14 protein-coding genes are annotated in these 17260 nt (G+C 74.5%); 8 read left to right on the top strand and 6 right to left on the bottom strand.

What is annotated here, in order from left to right; all coding sequences use genetic code 11:
• Positions 1 to 47: 47 nt before the first annotated feature.
• Together ACSMTC_RS21300 and ACSMTC_RS21295 are read left to right on the top strand one after the other, a co-directional pair.
• Positions 48 to 329 (top strand): DUF2530 domain-containing protein, encoded by a 282-nt coding sequence (locus ACSMTC_RS21300; RefSeq protein WP_436561298.1) that lies wholly within the window; start codon positions 48 to 50, stop codon positions 327 to 329.
• Between the two features lie 52 nt (positions 330 to 381).
• Positions 382 to 2838 (top strand): HAD-IC family P-type ATPase, encoded by a 2457-nt coding sequence (locus ACSMTC_RS21295; RefSeq protein ID WP_436561297.1) that lies wholly within the window; start codon positions 382 to 384, stop codon positions 2836 to 2838.
• 79 nt (positions 2839 to 2917) lie between these two features.
• Here the strand turns inward: ACSMTC_RS21295 and ACSMTC_RS21290 are convergent, their stop codons facing one another.
• Together ACSMTC_RS21290 and ACSMTC_RS21285 are read right to left on the bottom strand one after the other, a co-directional pair.
• On the bottom strand, positions 2918 to 6211 hold the full coding sequence (locus tag ACSMTC_RS21290) for a sacsin N-terminal ATP-binding-like domain-containing protein (RefSeq protein WP_436561296.1): 3294 nt from the start codon (positions 6209 to 6211) through the stop codon (positions 2918 to 2920).
• Between the two features lie 292 nt (positions 6212 to 6503).
• Positions 6504 to 7385: a DUF3027 domain-containing protein gene (locus tag ACSMTC_RS21285; protein WP_436564756.1), complete on the bottom strand. Its 882-nt coding sequence runs from the start codon at positions 7383 to 7385 to the stop codon at positions 6504 to 6506.
• Positions 7386 to 8057: 672 nt separating this feature from the next.
• Here ACSMTC_RS21285 and ACSMTC_RS21280 point away from each other — a divergent pair.
• The 4 genes from ACSMTC_RS21280 to ACSMTC_RS21265 all read left to right on the top strand — a co-directional run bounded on the left by ACSMTC_RS21280 (position 8058) and on the right by ACSMTC_RS21265 (position 11622).
• A complete protein-coding gene (locus tag ACSMTC_RS21280; RefSeq protein WP_436564755.1) occupies positions 8058 to 9380 on the top strand; it encodes an MFS transporter in 1323 nt (440 codons plus the stop codon).
• A 124-nt stretch (positions 9381 to 9504) separates the two neighbouring features.
• Entirely contained in the window at positions 9505 to 10041 is a 537-nt protein-coding gene (locus tag ACSMTC_RS21275) for a hypothetical protein (protein ID WP_436561295.1), read from the top strand.
• A complete protein-coding gene (locus tag ACSMTC_RS21270; protein WP_436561294.1) occupies positions 10038 to 10787 on the top strand; it encodes a futalosine hydrolase in 750 nt (249 codons plus the stop codon). Before ACSMTC_RS21275 ends, ACSMTC_RS21270 begins: the two co-directional genes overlap by 4 nt.
• Positions 10780 to 11622: a 1,4-dihydroxy-6-naphtoate synthase gene (locus tag ACSMTC_RS21265; protein WP_436561293.1), complete on the top strand. Its 843-nt coding sequence runs from the start codon at positions 10780 to 10782 to the stop codon at positions 11620 to 11622. The genes ACSMTC_RS21270 and ACSMTC_RS21265 overlap by 8 nt, the downstream gene beginning before the upstream one ends.
• 154 nt (positions 11623 to 11776) lie before the next feature.
• Here the strand turns inward: ACSMTC_RS21265 and ACSMTC_RS21260 are convergent, their stop codons facing one another.
• The gene (locus ACSMTC_RS21260) at positions 11777 to 12160 is read right to left on the bottom strand and encodes a cold-shock protein (RefSeq protein ID WP_436561292.1); all 384 of its coding nucleotides are present in this window, start codon (positions 12158 to 12160) and stop codon (positions 11777 to 11779) included.
• A 422-nt stretch (positions 12161 to 12582) separates the two neighbouring features.
• Positions 12583 to 13740: an alpha/beta hydrolase gene (locus ACSMTC_RS21255; protein ID WP_436561291.1), complete on the bottom strand. Its 1158-nt coding sequence runs from the start codon at positions 13738 to 13740 to the stop codon at positions 12583 to 12585.
• Positions 13741 to 14009: 269 nt separating this feature from the next.
• Between ACSMTC_RS21255 and ACSMTC_RS21250 the strand changes: the two genes are divergently transcribed.
• On the top strand, positions 14010 to 14237 hold the full coding sequence (locus ACSMTC_RS21250) for a hypothetical protein (protein WP_436561290.1): 228 nt from the start codon (positions 14010 to 14012) through the stop codon (positions 14235 to 14237).
• 86 nt (positions 14238 to 14323) lie between these two features.
• Here ACSMTC_RS21250 and ACSMTC_RS21245 read toward each other — a convergent pair whose 3' ends face one another.
• Entirely contained in the window at positions 14324 to 14926 is a 603-nt protein-coding gene (locus ACSMTC_RS21245) for an HAD family hydrolase (protein WP_436561289.1), read from the bottom strand.
• Positions 14927 to 15131: 205 nt separating this feature from the next.
• Between ACSMTC_RS21245 and ACSMTC_RS21240 the strand changes: the two genes are divergently transcribed.
• Positions 15132 to 16157: an ABC transporter substrate-binding protein gene (locus ACSMTC_RS21240; protein ID WP_436561288.1), complete on the top strand. Its 1026-nt coding sequence runs from the start codon at positions 15132 to 15134 to the stop codon at positions 16155 to 16157.
• A gap of 11 nt (positions 16158 to 16168) precedes the next feature.
• On the opposite strand, the gene ACSMTC_RS21235 is transcribed toward ACSMTC_RS21240, so the two are convergent.
• Positions 16169 to 16960 (bottom strand): hypothetical protein, encoded by a 792-nt coding sequence (locus ACSMTC_RS21235; protein ID WP_436561287.1) that lies wholly within the window; start codon positions 16958 to 16960, stop codon positions 16169 to 16171.
• Between the last annotated feature and the right edge of the window lie 300 nt (positions 16961 to 17260).

Here is a 17260-nt window from a genome sequence, read left to right as displayed (position 1 = left end):
CCGACCACCCGGGCCACCGCCCCCGCCCCACCCGTACCCTTGGGGCCATGCTCAAGACCCCGCTGCGCCCCTCTCCCCCGCCGCTCGAAGCGAACGACGTCGCGATCGTCGGCGGCGGCACGGTGCTGTGGTTCGTCGCCTTCCTGGTGCTGCTGCCGTTCCACGGCGCGCTGGAGAAGAACGGGCACGGCAACTGGCAGTGGATCTGCCTGGCCGGCGGCTGCCTCGGACTGATCGGACTCTGGTACTGCCGCGCCCGCCGGGACGCCATCAGGCGCAGCAAGGCCGCCGCCGAGTTCCCCGAACCCCCCGCCACTCGGTTGGACTGAATCGCCCCACAGGGGGGCGCATAGGACAAATCACCCGTCTAGAGTCGGTCCCATGACTCATCCGGCGGAAGAGACAGCGGGCACCGGCCGGGATTCGGCGAATCCGGGCGCCCACTCGGGACCGGGACCGGGCCGCCCGAGCGGCCTGACCGAGGCGGAGGTCGCCGAACGAGTCGCGCGGGGCCAGGTGAACGACGTACCGGTCCGCTCCAGCCGCTCGGTCCGCGAGATCGTCCGGGCCAACGTCTTCACCCGGTTCAACGCGATCATCGGCGTCATGTTCGCGATCATCCTGGTGGTCGGACCGATCCAGGACGGGCTGTTCGGCCTGGTGATCGTCGCCAACACGGGCATCGGCATCATCCAGGAGCTGCGGGCCAAGAAGACCCTGGACAGCCTGGCGGTGATCGGCGAGGCCAGGCCGCAGGTCCGCCGGGAGGGCTCCGTCCGGCAGGTCGCGGTGGCCGGGATCGTGCTGGACGACACCGTGCTCCTCGGCACCGGCGACAAGGTGGTCGTGGACGGCCTGGTCACCGAGGCGGACGGGCTGGAGATCGACGAGTCCCTGCTCACCGGTGAACCCGACCCCGTACTCAAGCACCCGGGCGACCCGGTGATGTCCGGCAGCTTCGTGGTCGCCGGGGCGGGCGCCTTCACCGCCACCAAGGTCGGCCGTCAGGCGTACGCGGCGCAGCTGGCCGAGGAGGCCACCCGGTTCACGCTGGTCAGCTCCGAACTGCGCAGCGGCATCAACAGCATCCTGCGGTTCATCACCTATCTGCTGATCCCGGCGGCGATCGGCCTGGTGGTCAGCCAGCTGGCGGTGGAGCGGCACGACTGGAAGGAGGCCGTCCGCCGGATGGTGGCCGGCATCGTGCCGATGGTGCCGGAGGGCCTGGTGCTGCTGACCTCGGTTGCCTTCGCGATCGGTGTGGTGCGGCTGGGGCGGCAGAAGTGCCTGGTCCAGGAACTGCCGGCGATCGAGGGCCTGGCCCGGGTGGACACCGTCTGCCTGGACAAGACCGGCACCCTCACCGAGGGCGGGATGGACGTGGTCGAGCTGCGCCCGCTCGCCCCGGCCGCACCGCCCGCCCGGCCGGTCCCCGCCGAGGTGTCGGTGCTGCGGCAGGCGCTCGGCGCGATGGGCCGCGCGGACGCCCGTCCCAACCCCTCCATGCAGGCCGTGATCGACGCCTACGGCGGCCCGGACGGCGAGGACGGCTGGCGGGTGCTGGAGGCCATGCCGTTCTCCTCCGCCCGCAAGTGGAGCGGGGTGCAGTTCCTGGAGCCGCAGGGCGGCGAGGCCAGCTGGCTGCTCGGCGCGCCGGACGTGCTGCTGCCCGAGGACCACCCGGCCCTCGGCGAGGTGGACGAGCTGGGCGCCAAGGGCCTGCGGGTGCTGCTGGTCGGCCGCTCACCGCTCCCGCTGGACGCGCCGGACCCGGCGAGCGAGCTGGATCCGCTCGCCCTGGTGGTGCTGCAGCAGCGGCTGCGCGATGACGCGGCGGCCACCCTGCGGTACTTCGAGAGCCAGCGGGTCGAGGCGAAGGTGATCTCCGGCGACAGCGCGGTCTCGGTCGGCGCGGTCGCCTCCCACCTGGGCCTGCCCGGCGCCGAGCGCGCGGTGGACGCCCGTACGCTGCCGAGCGTGTCCACCGAGCTGGCCGAGGTCGCCGACCGGACCACCGTCTTCGGCCGGGTCACCCCGCAGCAGAAGCGCGAGCTGGTCGGCGCGCTCCAGTCGAGCGGCCGCACCGTGGCGATGACCGGCGACGGCGTCAACGACGTGCTCGCCCTCAAGGACGCCGACATCGGCGTGGCCATGGGCTCGGGCAGCGAGGCGACCCGGGCGGTGGCCCAGATCGTGCTGCTCGACGACCGCTTCGCCACCCTGCCCTCGGTGGTCGCCGAGGGCCGCCGGGTGATCGGCAACATCGAGCGGGTGGCCAACCTCTTCCTGGTGAAGACGGTCTACTCGGTGCTGCTGGCCGTCCTGGTGGTGATCTGCCACGTGCCGTACCCGTTCCTGCCCCGGCACTCGACCGTGCTGAGCTCGCTGACCATCGGCATCCCGGCCTTCTTCCTGGCGCTCGCCCCCAACAGCGAACGGGCCAGGACCGGGTTCGTCCGGCGGGTGCTGCGGCTCGCCGTCCCCGGCGGCCTGATCGCCGGTACGGCCACCTTCACGGCCTACATGCTCGCCCGGGCCGACCACGCCACCGATCTGAAGGCCGACACCAGTGTGGCCACCCTGACCCTCTTCCTGGTGGCGATGTGGGTGCTCGCGATGGTGGCCCGGCCCTACAACTGGTGGCGTCTGACCCTGATCGGCACCATGGGCGCGGCCTTCGCCCTGGTCCTGTGGGTGCCGTTCCTGTCGGACTTCTTCCAGCTCTCCCTGGTGGGCCTGCGCGACCCCCTGGTCGGAGTGGGCATCGCGGTGGTCGCGGGGATCCTGCTGGAGATCGTCTGGCGCTTCGTCGTCCGCCGGACCCCTGACGGCGGCTGATCGGACACGGCCCGGCCGGCTGTGCCGGGCTCGGGACCACGGTACTGATCTACCGCAGGCTCCGAGCCCGGCGCGGGGCTCAGGACTCGAAGTCCCGGGCGGCCAGCAACTCGTAGGCCCGGTCGGGTTCGGTGAGCGCGGCCAGGATCTCGAACCGCCGGTGCCACTGGCCGACCGACCAGGCGAGACCGGCCGCCAGGCCCTCGGGGGTGGCCGCGTGCAGCAGACCGGGCACCGGCGGCACCTCGAACTCCTCGTCCTCGTCGGCCGCTTCGGTGTCCTCGGGGTCGTACGGAAGCTCGGGCGCGGTGGCGGCGTGGTCCCAGCGCCAGCCGATCGCGGCCTCCTCGCCGTCCGGGCCGACCACCAGCAGTTCCTCGTGCTCCTCGTACACCGCGGGGCAGCCGGGCAGCAACTCCCGCACCACGGCGGGGGTCCGGTGCAGCGTGCCCTCGGAGAGCACCCGGCCGCCCGCGAGCTCGCTGGCGAGCGAGACGTGCAGGCGCTCGGCGAGGCCGGCGGCCCGCTCGGGAGCGACCGGCAGCACCGGGTGGTCATGCAGGAGTTCGACCAGGTCGGGGGCGTCGGCGACGACCGCCTCGGCGGCGTCCACGATGACCGTGCCGTCGGGGCGGCGCCCGGTGTCCGCGTCCAGCGGCGGGACGGCCCGCACCATGTCCAGCGGCTCCACCCGGTCGACCGGCAGCGCGGCCAACGCACTGTAGACGCCGTGCAGTTGACGGTGCGAGACGGTCGACGCCGGGTCGACCAGGCGGTCCAGCAGCTCGTCCGGGCCGTGCGGCTCGGCGAGCAGCGCGGCCAGCGTGGTACGGACGCCCAGCGCGTGCAGGAAGGGCTCGTCCAGGCCGGTGCGGGCCTCCTCGTAGAGGCCGCGCAGCAGCGGGTCGGCCCCGGCCGCGCGCAGCCCGGCGGGCTCCCGGCCGTCCAGCACCGGGTGGTCGCGCAGCCACCAGGCGGTGTACGGCGGCAGGTCGGTGTACGAGCCGTCCGGCAGCAGGGTCCGCACCGGATTGACCACGGCGTCCCGGTACGGCGGACGGGCCAGCAGGGCCAGCGCCTCGGGCCAGGCGTCGTCGTCGATCAGGTCCAGGTCGCGCACGGCCAGCAGCTCGGCGGCGACCGGCGGCACACTGGGCTCCGCCTCGCCGTCGGCGTGCAGGGCCTCCAGGGCGTCCTCGCACCACTCGGCGAGGCCGTCGGGGGCCTCGTCCAGCAGCCCGGTGGGACGGCCGCCGGCGGCCCGGTCGGCGGGCACGGTGGGGTCGAGCCGCTCCAGGTCGTCCGGGTCGAGCACCACGTCCTCGGCGCGGACCAGTACGAAGTCACTCAACGCGCCTGCCGCGGCCAGGACTTCGGGCCCCCAGCGCTCCAGCAGGTCCTCGTCCACGTACCCGGCGTCCTCCTCGCGGGCGAGCGCGGCGAGCGGGCTGTCCGGCAGGATCAGCTCGCCGGCGCGGGCGAGCTCGCCCTCGTCGTCCACCAGGGCGAGCCGGGCCAGCCAGGGGTGCTCTCCGGGGGCGGCCCCGGCGGCCTTGACCAGCGCCAGCACGGCGTCGGAGAGATCGACCGCGGCGTCGAAGTCGTCCTCGCCGAGCTCCAGCGAACGGGCCACGGCCGCCCGCACCTCGGGGGTGTCCAGCACCCCGGCGGGGGTCGCGGTGCCGGCGCCGAGCCTGGCCAGCAGCGGGTGGGCGGCCTCGGGGTGGGCCAGCCGCAGATCGAGCAGTCCGAGGGCCTCGGCGAGGGTGCCCGGGTAGCCCTCGTAGCCGGCCCAGTCGGCGGCGTCGGAGGGCAGCAGGACCCGGCGCGGCCCGGTCACGGTACGGCCGTCGGCGAGCGGGACCGGCAGTGCGCCCAGCGCCTCCGGGTCCGCCCCGGCCAGCGCCGCGTACAGGTTGCGCCACCAGGCGGGCTCCCGCTCCAGGCCGCCGAGCTGGTCGACCACCTCGGCCAGCGGCACCCGGCGCACCCCGAGCACCCGCAGCTCGGTGCGGCGTTCGAGCCCGGCCGGGAGCAGTCCGGGGAAGATCGGGGCGAGCGCCTCCACCACCGAGTGGTCCGCGCCCTCCAGCAGCGTCGCATCGCGCGGCCGGAGTGCCGGGGTGCCCTCCTCCACCGGCGCCGGGTGCGGCAGGAACGGTGTCCCGGGCAGCCGGCCGACGACCGCCGCGCGCAGCGCGTTGTCCAGCGTCCCCTGCCCCAGCGGGCCCGGCACCAGCGAGAGCGAACCGAGATCGGCGCCCCTGGCCCGCAGCAGATCGGTGTACGCGTCGGCGGCGCGCTCGGTCAGGAAGTCGGTGAGCGGCCCGGACGCGACATGCCGCCGGGTCGGGTCGAGCGGGTATCCGGCGATCAGCAGGGCCGGGACGCCCAGCGGTTCGTCGCTCGGGGTGGGCGCGTGCACCACGGGCAGGGTGCGCAGCGGCTGCGGAGCGCCGTCCGCGTCGACCGGGAGCGCCCAGGTCACCGTCCAGTACGGGCGGGCGCGTTCCTCGGTGGGCCGGTCGGCCAGCAGCTCGGGGGCGGTGGCACCGGCGAGGGTGACGGTCTGCCAGACGGTCTCGGCGCCGTTGTCGGTGATGGTGACGGTGGTGATGCCGTCCGGCCGCTGCGGTGCGGCGGCCCGGGTGAGCGTGCGGATCCCGTCCGGGGTGTCGACCACCACCTCGGCCAGGCCGGGCAGGGTGAGCAGCAGGGCGTCGTCGATCTCGGCGAGCAGCCGGCGGGTCAGGTCCTCGGCGGCGGTGTCCCGCAGCGGCAGCACCACCACCGTGTCGTACCCGTCGGGCGCGGCGCCCTCGGCGGGGAACGGCAGCCGCAGCAGCGGCACATGGCCCTCCCGGCGGCGCAGCTCCTCGGCCAGCTCTCCCCGTGCCTCGGTGAGCGCGTGCGCCTCGGACAGCGACCAGCGCACGCCGCCGTGGGCGCTCAGCACGGCGGGCTCGTCGGTGACCGCCAGCACGGCGGAGAAGCCGACGCCGAACCGGCCCACGGCGGTACCGTCATCGGCCCGCTTCGCCGAGGCCCGCAGGGTGGAGAGCGACTCCACGGCGGTGGCGTCCAGCGGGGCGCCCGTGTTGGCCGCGGCCAGCACACCGTCGTGCAGGGTCAGCCGCAGCCGCCCGGGGGCGGAACCGGCCCGTGCGGCGGCGTCGGCGGCGTTCTGCGCCAGCTCCACGATCAGCCGGTCACGGTAGCCCCCGAGGGCCAGCTCCTCCTCCGCGTTGGCGTCCTCCCGGAACCGGGCGGGTGCTGCGGTCCACGCCTCAAGGACCCGGCGGCGCAGCCCGGCCGTGTCGAAGACGTCGGGGGCCTGCTCGTCCGTACCGCTGCCGATGATCCGAGGCTCCACTGGCCTTGCCGCCTTCCGCCGTCTGCACCCTGCCCTGCGTACGGTGGGCATTCTCCCTCGCCCGACCCGGTGCCACCGACCAGGGGGCGGACGAGGCGCTTCGGGCACGGCGGACGGCCCCGGAGGCGGCACGGCGGACGGCCCCGGGCACGGGAGTGGTGATGCCCCCCAGGGCGCGGGGAACCGCGCGAACCGGAAGATCCCACCGCCGCGCCGGACGTCCTCGGGCAAGGCGCACCGCCCCCGAGGGTGCCGCGGCTTCTTCCGGCGGCGCCCCCGGGGCTTCTCCCCGTCAGGAGTGGCCCAGCTCCTCGGCCGGGGCGTCCGGCTCGACCGAGCCGCTGGAGCGGTCGGGGTGCAGCTGGAGCGGCTCGACCTTCAGCTCGTCCAGGATCAGCTCCGAAGGCACCGGCGGAGCCGGCAGCACCGCCGCCTCCGAGTGCCCGCCGCACCCGTAGGAGAGCGAGACCACCTGTCCGTCCGCCGGACCGAACTCATTGCCGCAGATCCCGAAGGCCTGCCCGAGCGACCCGCCGATCGGCACCAGGAACCCGCAGCTGGTGCAGTGTGCCGGCGCGGACTGCGCCATCGGCGTCTGCGGACCGTAGGCGGTCTCCCAGCGCTCGGCGGCCAGGTGCAGTCCGAACCGGGAGAGCACCCGGGGCCGGCCCATGCCGAGCTCGTCCGCGACGGCGCTGATCTGGGCGCGGGCGGGCGCGGGCTGGACGCCGGCGTCGGCGACCACCACGTCCTCCTCGGCCGCCAGCGCGACGGCGGAGTTCGGGGCCGGCTCGTCCTCGCCGGTCCAGCCCGGCTCCAGGCGCAGGTCGTCGGCGCCGGTCGGCAGCAGGTCCCCGGGCCCGAGGTCACCGGGACGCAGCCGCTCGCTCCACGGCACCCACTGCGGAGCCAGCACCGCGTCCTCGCCGGGCAGCAGCACGACCTCGTCCAGGGTGACGTTCTTGGCTCGCGGTGCGCGGGCCACGGTGACCGCACAGTGCCAGCCGCGGTAGGCGGCGTCCAGACACTCGAAGGTGTGGGTCACCACCCGGTCACCGTCCGCCTGGACGCCGAGGTGGGCGCCCACGATCTCGGCCCCGACGCTGTCGACGGCGGCCTGGCGGGCGAGTTCGACGGCCTCGGCACAGAGCCGGTCGGGGGTACGGCTTCGCATCGCAGCACTCACGGCGTCGATTCTCTCCCAGTTCTGTTGCCTGCGGTCCATGACCGGCGGTCCGGTGCCGTCGGTCCCTTGCCAGCGTTCCGGCGCCCGCTCCGCGCGGTCACCCACCGCGGTGGGACTCGAGGAGCTCTCCGGGAGATGCTCCCGGGAGAAGGCTCCGAGAACCTCCACCGGACCGTGCCACGGGTTCCGGTCCCGCTGGTACCGTGCTCCTATTCTGCGCGACCCGGCGCCCTCGCGGGGACCGGCCGCGCCGCCCACCGGGTAGCGCACACGCGAAGTGCAGGCTACCCGCCGTCCGGCCCCCTCCGACAGTCCGGTGCCGAGGTCCTGACGGAGCCGCGCCGATCGGCGCCGGTTCCCTCGTACGGCGAGGGTTTGTCGGGCAGGATGACGTACGTGGCGGACGAGACCCCGTCGCGGCACGTACCGCACGACCAGCAGGCCGGCGGCACCCCGGGCCCGGATCCGGATCCGGCCGACGTGCCGCGACCGCAGTACCCGGTCCCCCCGGACGGCGCCGCGCCGCAGTCGGAGGGCGGATCCGACCCGCCCTCGGCGGCCGCGACGCCCACGCCCGAGCCCTCCACCGCCGAGCACGAACCCTTCACGCCGCCCGGCGGACACCGCAACCTGCTGATCCGCTGCGCCTCCGCGGCCGGCCTGCGCACCGGCCGGCTGGTGCACGGCACCGGCCGGCGGATCCGCCGGGCGACGGCCGCCGAGGGCGCCGGCGAGTCGGGCCTGGCGAAACTGATCGAACTGCACGCGCTGAACTCCTTCGGCGACATGCTGATCACCATCGCGCTGGCCTCGACCATCTTCTTCTCGGTCCCCACCGGCGAGGCCCGCGGCCGGGTGGCGCTCTACCTGCTGGTCACCATGGCGCCGTTCGCCCTGCTGGCCCCGGTGATCGGCCCGCTGCTGGACCGGATGCCGCACGGCCGCCGCACCGCGATGGCGATGTCGATGCTGGTCCGCGCGGTGCTGGCCTGGACCATGGCCGGTACGGTCGCCGACGGCGGCCTCGCGCTCTATCCGGAGGCCCTCGGCGTACTGGTGGCCTCCAAGGCGTACGGAGTGGTGCGCAGCGTGGTGGTGCCCCGGCTGCTGCCGACCCGGCTGTCCCTGGTGAAGGCGAACTCCCGGGTGACCCTGGCCGGGCTGCTGGCCACCGGGCTGGCGGCGGGGATCGGCGGGCTGCTGCACCTGCTCGGGCCCGGCTGGCCGCTGCGCGGCGCCCTCCTGGTTTTCGTCATCGGCACCCTGATGGCCTTCCACCTGCCGCACGAGGTGGACTCCGCCCAGGGCGAGCAGCGCGCCGTCCTGCACGCCGACGACCAGTACCCGGCGCCGCCGGACGGGGTCACCGTGCTCCCGGAGAAGGCGAGCCTGCGCACCGTCGGCCCGTCGGTGATCCTCGCCCTGCGCGCGGTGGCGACCCTGCGCGCGCTGGTCGGCTTCCTGGTGATGTTCCTGGCCTTCCTGCTGCGCGAGGACCCGGTGGGCGACCTCGCGCCGACGGTGAGCCTCGGCATCATCGCGGCCGCGGCCGGCACCGGGAACGCGCTCGGCTCGGCGCTCGGCTCCTGGCTGCGCACCAGGGGTTCGGAGGCCACCGTGACGGTCATGCTGCTGCTGGCCACGCTGGCGGCGGGGGCGGCGGCGCTCTGGTACGGACTCGTCACGGTCGCGCTGGTGGCGGGCGCGGCCGGGGTGGCCGCCTCGCTCGGCAAGCTGGCCCTGGACGCCCTGATCCAGCGGGACGTCCCCGAGACGGTCAGGACCTCGGCCTTCGCCCGCTCCGAGACGATGCTCCAGCTGTCCTGGGTGGCGGGCGGCGCGATCGGCATCCTGCTGCCGCTGGACGGCGCGCTCGGTCTCTCGGTGGCCGCCGGGCTGGTCGGCCTGATGCTCCTGTGGACCGTACGGGCCCTGCTCAGGATCGGCCTCCGCGGGCCGGCGGCCCGGCCCCGGGTCGCCTAGGCGCCCGGCGCTCCCCGCGCGCCCGGAAGGTTCCCGGGTGCCGAGCGGCTCCACGTGACACGGGCGGAGGAGACTTGGCCACCCGCGCGCACCTTGATCGGCGCTGCCCGGTAGATTCATGCCCATGAGCCTCAGCACCCGTGTCATCGCCGCCGTCGGCGCCGTTGTCGTGATCGGCGCCGGCACGGTCGTCGGTTCCGTCGCATACGCCAGCAACCAGGGTCAGCCCGAGCACCCGCTGGCCACCCTGGTGGTCGGCCGGTCCTCCATCCACGCCGGGCCGACCTGCTACAACGACGGCAAGCCGCTGAACAAGGACGCCATCGCCAAGTGCCAGGCCGACGCCAAGAAGGCCGGTGACGAGGGCACCCTGCCCTCGTCCGACGTGACGAACGGCGACCGGATCGGCGTCGGTGTCGACCCCGGCGTCGCCGACACCGGCTGGTGGGCCGCGACCGACGGCGGCCAGGGCCAGGCCCAGCTCGCCTCGCTGCGCACCGGCTCGACCTTCTCCGGTCTGCAGCCCGCCTCCACGCTGCTCTCCACCAGCTCCGCGAACACCCGGGTCACCGTGGTCGAGAACGACGCGAAGACCGGCGACATCATCGCCGCCTGGTTCTTCGACCTCAAGAACAAGGACTTCGTCCCCACCGCGCAGTGACACGGCGTCCGCTCGACGGCGAGCAGCCCGCGGCCCAGGCCGCCCGGCTGCTCGTCGTCGTCGCCGTTCCCGCCGAGGCCGAGGCCGTGCTGCGCGGGCTCGGCGGCAGCGCCGTGCCGGTCCCCGTCCCCGGCGGTGAGCTGCACCGCGCCCGGCACGCCTGCGGTGTGCCGGTGGACGTCCTGGCAGGCGGCGTCGGCCCGGCGGCGGTGGCCGCCGCCACCGCGAGCCTGCCCTGGCTGCACCGCTACGAACTGGTGGTCTCGGCCGGGATCGCGGGCGGTTTCGCCCCGCACGCGCCGATCGGATCCGTGGTGGTCGCCGACGAGATCCTCGCCGCCGACCTGGGCGCGCAGACCCCCGAGGGTTTCCTGGACGTCGCCGAGCTGGGCTTCGGCAGCGTCCGCCACACCCCGGTACCGGCCGCCGTCCGCTGCGCCGCCGAGGCCCTGGGCGCCGCCCGCGGCACCGTACTGACCGTCTCCACCGTCACCGGCAGCGCCGAGCGGACCGCCGAGCTGACCGCCCGCCATCCGCGCGCGCTGGCCGAGGCGATGGAGGGGTTCGGGGTCGCCGAGGCCGCCGCCCGGCACGGGGTGCCGGTGTTCGAGCTGCGGACCGTCTCCAACACCGTCGGCCCGCGCGACCGCTCCGCCTGGCGCATCGGCGAGGCGCTCGGCGCGCTGGAACGGGCCTTCGCCCACCTTCCGTACCCTGAACTGCTCCAGGAGGCCGGACATGGCTGAGCCGCTGCAAATCGCCTACTCCCCCTGCCCGAACGACACCTTCGTCTTCCACGCCTGGGCCCACGGCCTGGTCCCGGGCGCGGCGGCCCCCGAAGTGACCTTCGCGGACATCGACATCACCAACGGCCTCGCCGAGCGCGGGGAGCTGGACGTTCTGAAGATCAGCTACGGCCAGCTGCCCTGGGTGCTGGACGAGTACGCGCTGCTGCCCTGCGGCGGCGCGCTGGGCCGGGGCTGCGGCCCGCTGGTGCTCACCCGGGAGCCCGGGACGGACCTGACCGGCCGCCGGGTCGCGGTGCCGAGCGAGCGCTCCACGGCATACCTGCTGTTCCGGCTCTGGGCCGCCAAGGCGGTGCCGGGCGGGTTCGGGGAGATCGTGGTGCTGCCGTTCCACGAGATCATGCCCGCCGTCCGGGACGGGCGGGTGGACGCCGGTCTGGTGATCCACGAGGCCCGGTTCACCTACCAGCAGTACGGCCTGCACAAGCTGGCCGACATGGGCGAGGCCTGGGAGCAGGACACCGGTCTGCCGATCCCGCTGGGCGCGATCATCGCCCGGCGCTCGCTCGGCGCCGAGCGGCTGCGCGAGCTCGCCGCAGCCGTCCGCACCTCGGTCGAACTGGCCTGGCAGGACCCGTCGGCCTCCCGCCGGTACGTGCTGGCGCACGCCCAGGAGATGGACCCGGACGTCGCGGACCAGCACATCGCGCTCTACGTCAACGAGTTCACCGCCGACCTCGGCGAGGCCGGCTACGCGGCCGTGCGCGGCCTGCTCACCCGGGCCGCCGCCGAGGGGCTGGTACCCGCGGTCGACCCGGGCGCGCTCGACTTCTGAGACGCCCCGGCGGGCGGCACCCCGGGCACGGGAAACCGCACGGGAGACCGCGCGGCTTCGCGGTCGGTCTCCCGTGCGGTTCCCCGCGCCTTCGCCCGCTCGCCGGGCCGCGTCCAGCCCGCGTGGCCGGCTCCGCGCGCCCGGTGCCCGGACGTCAGATGTCGAACTGGTCGGCGACCGCCCGCAGCAGCACCGCGAGCTTCTGCCCCGCGGGCTTCGCGGGGTAGCGGCCTCGCTGCAGCCCGGGCAGGACCGCGTCCAGCGTGGTGATCAGGTCCTGCACGATCGGCGCCATGTCGTCCGCGCTGCGGCGCTGGGCGGCGGCCACCGAAGGCAGCGCCTCCAGCAGGGTGACGGCCATCGCCTGGTCGCCCCGGTGGCCGGCGACGACACCGAACTCGACCCGCTGACCGGGCCGGAGCGAGGTGACCCCGGCGGGCAGCGCCTTGGTGTGGACGAAGACGTCCCCGCCGTCATCGCGCGACAGGAAGCCGAACCCCTTCGTCTCGTTGAACCACTTGACCTGGCCGGTGGGCATCTCGAAAAGTCCTCGGTGTGGGTGCGGGGCGATCTCGGCACGAGGGCCGCGGACCGCCGGGTGGATGGCGAGCCGACCGCATGGACGGAAGGGCCGGACTCGGTCTGCAGACTAATGATCCGTCAGCGGTTCAACCGCTCACCGTGGGCCGGACACTCGCTTGGGGCCCTGCTCCGGGGATCCGTGCGCGGATGGTGCGTGCGCCGCTGAGGCCCCGGCCGCCACCCCGGGCCTGGTGCTGCCGGGGCGCGGCATAGCGCTGTCCATGGCTCACACCCCCATCGGGAAAGCGGGACGTCCGGACGGCCCCGTGCGTTGGCTGCATACCCTGGTCAACGGGCTTCCAAAACTCCCAGTTCCCGGGGAACTGCATGCAGTGACGGGGCGTCCGGACGTCGGAGGAGCGCCGGGGGCCGGAGGACTCAGGCGGCGTTGCCGCCCGGGGCCGCGGTGGGGGCGGTGAGGTGCTCTCCCAGCCAGCCCAGCGAGGCGGGGAGCATCCGGTTCCAGGTGTTGAAGTTGTGGCCGCCGGTGTCCAGGGTGATCGAGGCGACCTTGGTCTCGCTGCCCTTGGCCGCCTTGATGAACTTCTTGGTGTCCGCGTAGTACTTCCCGTCGCCCTCCTTGGGCCCGCCGACCAGCAGCGAGACCTTCGGCTTGGGCAGGTTGGCCAGCCGCCAGCCCAGGTTGGCCTGGTTGCGGCGGTCCTGGCTGCCGGCGAACAGGTCACCGGTGGTGGCGTCCTCGGCGGCCTTGTAGTAGCCGGAGAGCGAGACGGCGGCGGCGAACACGTCCGGGTGCTTCATCGCCAGCTTGAGCGCGCAGTAGCCGCCGGTGGAGTTGCCGATCACCCCGAAGCCGCCGGGGCCGTCGGCGACCCGGTAGGAGTCGCGGATGGCCTGCGGGACGTCCTTGGCGAAGTAGGTCTCGGACTGCGTGCTGTCCGGGATGTCCTCGCACTCGGTGTCGCGCGGCATCGCCGGGGACGGCCGCATCATGATCAGGATGGTCGGGTTGGTCTTGCCCTCCTTGATGAGCTGCAGCTCGGTGGAGGGGTAGTTCAGCTTGGTGATCAGGTTCTTGGCGTCGCCGGGGAAGCCGGTGATCGCGATCGCCGCCGGGAACTTCTTGTCCTTGAAGTCCGCCTGGAAGTACTGCGGCGGCAAGTAGACGTAGCCGTCGGTGGACAGGCCGGTGCTGGCACCCGGGATGCGGATCTTCTCCAGCTTGCCGACCACCGCCGGGTCACGGCCGACGGTGTTGGCGCCGCGCACGTTCTCGCTGGAGATCTGCTGGACGGCGGGGCGGTCCTTGCCGAGCGCGTTCTGGATGGTCACCGGGCCGTCCTTGCCGGTGCCCAGCAGGTCGGCCCAACTGCTGTAGAAGGCGAAGTAGTTGTTGGCGACCAGGCCGAGCGTGCACATCACCGCGAGCTGCGTGCCCAGGATGGTGCCGAGCCGGCCGAAGACCGCCGACACGGAGCGCTTGGCGAGCCGGGGCCACACCCAGACCGTGCCGGCGACCATCAGAATCGAGATCAGCGCGGACAGCGCCAGCACCTTGTGACTGGTCAGACCCATGCCTAGTTACGCCCCTGCTCCACCCGTTGGCCCTGCTCCACCGCCGGCCATGCTTCACCGTTGCCTTCACGGCACCGGCCTTCGCCCGGGGAGACTCCCGTCGGAAGACCGACATCCTCCTAGGGTGCCTGAGAGTTCCCTGGGAGACCTGAGCGCCAGGGGTGAGCCTACCCCCGCCGATCGGCGGGGGTGTATGGGGTCTGCGACACTGGACCGTCGGTACCGCGTCGACGCGGGCGTCAGAGCCGGACCCAGCTGGAGGAACGGGCATGAGCAGCACCAAGAGCCCCGGCGACGGGCTGGTCCGGGCCGGCTCGATCGTCTTCCTCGTCGGATCGATCGCCACCATCGTGACCTTCGTCCCGCTCTTCTTCGACCTGCCGCGGTTCCCGAGCATCGCGTACTGGGTCTGCATGCTGATGCCGGCCGGCTTCCTGCTCGCGCTCTGCGGGCTGCTCCGCTCGGCCCGCGCCCAGCGCCGCCGCGCCGCGGCCTAGCCGTACGGCGGGTCCGGGGGCGCGCACGGGTCGCGCCGCCGACCCGCCCCCGGGGCGGTGCCCCGGCCCACGGCCCAGCGGAGGGCTTACCGGTAGGACGCGAGCCAGGCCGGGAACTCCGTCAGGTCGGCGAGCACCACGTCCGCGCCCGCCTCGTGCAGTTCCGCCCGGCCGTACGGCCCGGTGGCCACGCCGATCGCGACCGCGTCGGCGGCCCGTGCGCCCCGGATGTCGCCGAGGTGGTCGCCCACGTACACGGCCGCGCCGTGTTCCCGCAGGGCGTCGCCCTTGCCCTCGGCCCAGGTGTCGCCGACCACGATGTCCGGGTCGAGGCCGACGTGGTCCAGCTGGAGCCGGGCGTTCGGCTCGTACTTCCCGGTGATCACGGCGACCCGGCCGCCCCGGGCGCGGACCGCGTCGAACGACTCGCGGGCACCGGGCAGCACCAGGGTGCCGGGCACCGCGTACTCGGGATAGAGCGCCCGGTAGCGGATCACCATCTCGGCCACGTGCTCGGCCGGGAACCAGTTCGCCAGCTCGCGTTCGAGCGGCGGTCCCAGCCGGGTGACCGCCAGGTCGCTGTCGATCCAGGTGCCGGTGGCGTCGGAGAGGGCCCGGTAGGCCGCCTTGATGCCGGGCCGGGTGTCGAGCAGGGTCATGTCCAGGTCGAAGCCGACGGTGAGAACCATGGGGACCAGGGTATGCGGGCCGCCGCCGCACCCCGGGCCGCTCGGGCGACCGGGAGGCTCCACCGGCCCCGGTGCGGCGGCTCCCGGGCGCGCCCGCGGCGCCGAGGCCCGGACAGTACGGCAATTCGGACATACTGGGCGGGCGGCCTTCGCGATCATCCGCCGGGGCCGCACGTCCGCGACCACAGCCCGCGAGGAGCGTCCGATGCCGCGTCAGCTCTCCCGCCGCAGCGCCCTGCTCGGGCTGGCCGCGCTCGGTTCGGAGGCGCTCGCCGGGTGCACCTCCCCGTCCGGCGGTCCGGCGCACAGGAGCGCCTCGCCCGGGCTGCCGTCCGGCCAGTCGCCCACCCTCCCCGAGACCGGGCCGCCGAGTCCGCGTCCGATGCCCAGCACCACCGTCACCGCCGCCACCGGCACGGTGGTGGTCCCCGGCTCGCCGGTCCGGGTGGTCACCCTGGACACCGCCGAGCTCGACTCGGCGATCACCCTGGGCATCAGCCCCGTCGGCGCCGCCCGCGCCCCCGCCGACCGCGGCCTGCCCGGCTACTGGCCCGCCTCCTGGCTCACGAAGATCGCCTCCGTCGGCACCGTCGGCAACCCCGACCCCGCCAGGATCGCCGCGCTCACCCCCCAGCTGATCCTCGGCAACCAGACCCGCGACGGCGCCCACTACGACACCCTGAGCCGGATCGCGCCCACCGTGCTCACCCAGACCACCGGCTACCCCTGGAAGGCCGACTTCCAGCTGCACGCCCAGGCGCTCGGCCGCCAGGAGCAGGCCGCCGCGGTCGTCGCCGCGTACGGCCGGCACGTCGCCCAGGCCTCGCAGGCCATCGCCGAGGCGGGCTCCGCCGGGAAGCGGGTCAGTATCGTCCGCTTCGTCGAGGGCTCGCCCAACGTACGGCTGTACGGCAGGCAGAACTTCATCGGCACGCTGCTCGCCGACCTCGGCCTCGGGCGGCCCGATCCGCAGAACGTCGACCAGTTCGACGTCGAGGTACCGCCGGACCAGATCGCCAAGGCCGACGGCGACCTGCTGCTCTACTCCACGTACGGCGATCCGGCGAAGGCCGGGACCGCGGCCGTACTCGCGAGCGGCGGCTGGCAGGCGCTGGGCGCGGTCAAGGCGCACAGGGCCTTCCCGGTGGACGACCAGCTCTGGTTCGAGGGCATCGGCTACACCGGCGCCAACCTCGTGCTCGCCGAACTCCAGCGCTTCCTCGGCGGGTGACCGGCGGCCGGTCAACCCTTCCGGTCGCGGCGGAGGTTGAGGGCCAGCAGGAAGAGCGCCGAGAGGACCGCCGCCAGGCGCAGCACGCTCGGCGCGGACGCCCAGGCCTCGTGGTTGAGCTGCTCCGGCGCGACCGGGGAGCCCCAACGGCCCTTCGCCCGGCCCCAGATCCAGACCGTGTAGGCGGTCATGGTGATCAGCGGGATGCCGAAGACCGCGAACTTCTTGGTGAGATCGCCCAGTCTGGCGGAGAGGTACGCGGCCGCCCAGCCGATCAGCATGACCAGGATCTGCCCGGTCGCCGCTCCAGCGAGCAGGAGGATCGCGGCGATCAGCAGCAGCGCTGACGGGCGGCGGCCGGCCAGGAAGGCCGCGGCGCGCGGCGGTTGACCGGCGGGGGCGGCGGAAGGGGTGCCGTCGGGGGCGGACTCGGTACCGCCGGAGTCCGCCTCCTTGCGCTGGTCGGGGACGGCCGGCGCGGCCGGGGGCTCGGCGCTGCCGAAGTCGAAGGTGACACTGTCCCAGCCGGGGAAGTCGGCCGCGCTCAGCCCGGGGCCCGAGACGATCCGCCTGGGGCGCGAAACCGACTCGCCCTCCGGGGGCGTGCCCGCCGCCGCGGCGGGCTTGGTCAGCGGTACGGAAGCCGGGGCCGGGGGCTGCTCCGGCACCTCGGGCGCGTACACGCTCTCCGACTCGGGCGCGGAGCCCCCGCGCTGCGGATCCGACTGACCGAGGACCCGCCACGGCCCGTCCACCCGCCACCACTCGCCGCCCGCACGGCCACCCTCGCGCCCGTCCGCCATCGCCCCGCCACCCTGCCTCGTGTAGCCGTGCCGCCGACCGCCGACGGTACCCACTCCCCGAGTACCCACGCGAGCCCCGCACCGTGAGAAGCCCGAGGAGCCCACCCGCCGCGGGAGCGCCGGAACCGGCAACGGCCGGTGTCTCCCGGCGGGCGCGGGGAGCCCTGCGGGGCGGCTGCGGTGCCGGCGACGAGGTGCGGCGCCCCGAGGTACGCGAGAAGCCCGCCGCGGCCGTGCGCGCCTTCCCGCGCGCCCCCGGCGGGTCGCCGCCCGCCCGCGGTGTGCCCGGAGTCCCGCCAC

It is taken from the genome of Kitasatospora sp. HPM-01-4, from assembly GCF_051374625.1.
Classification (GTDB): domain Bacteria; phylum Actinomycetota; class Actinomycetes; order Streptomycetales; family Streptomycetaceae; genus Kitasatospora.
This window is presented reverse-complemented; position numbering and strand designations above follow the sequence as displayed.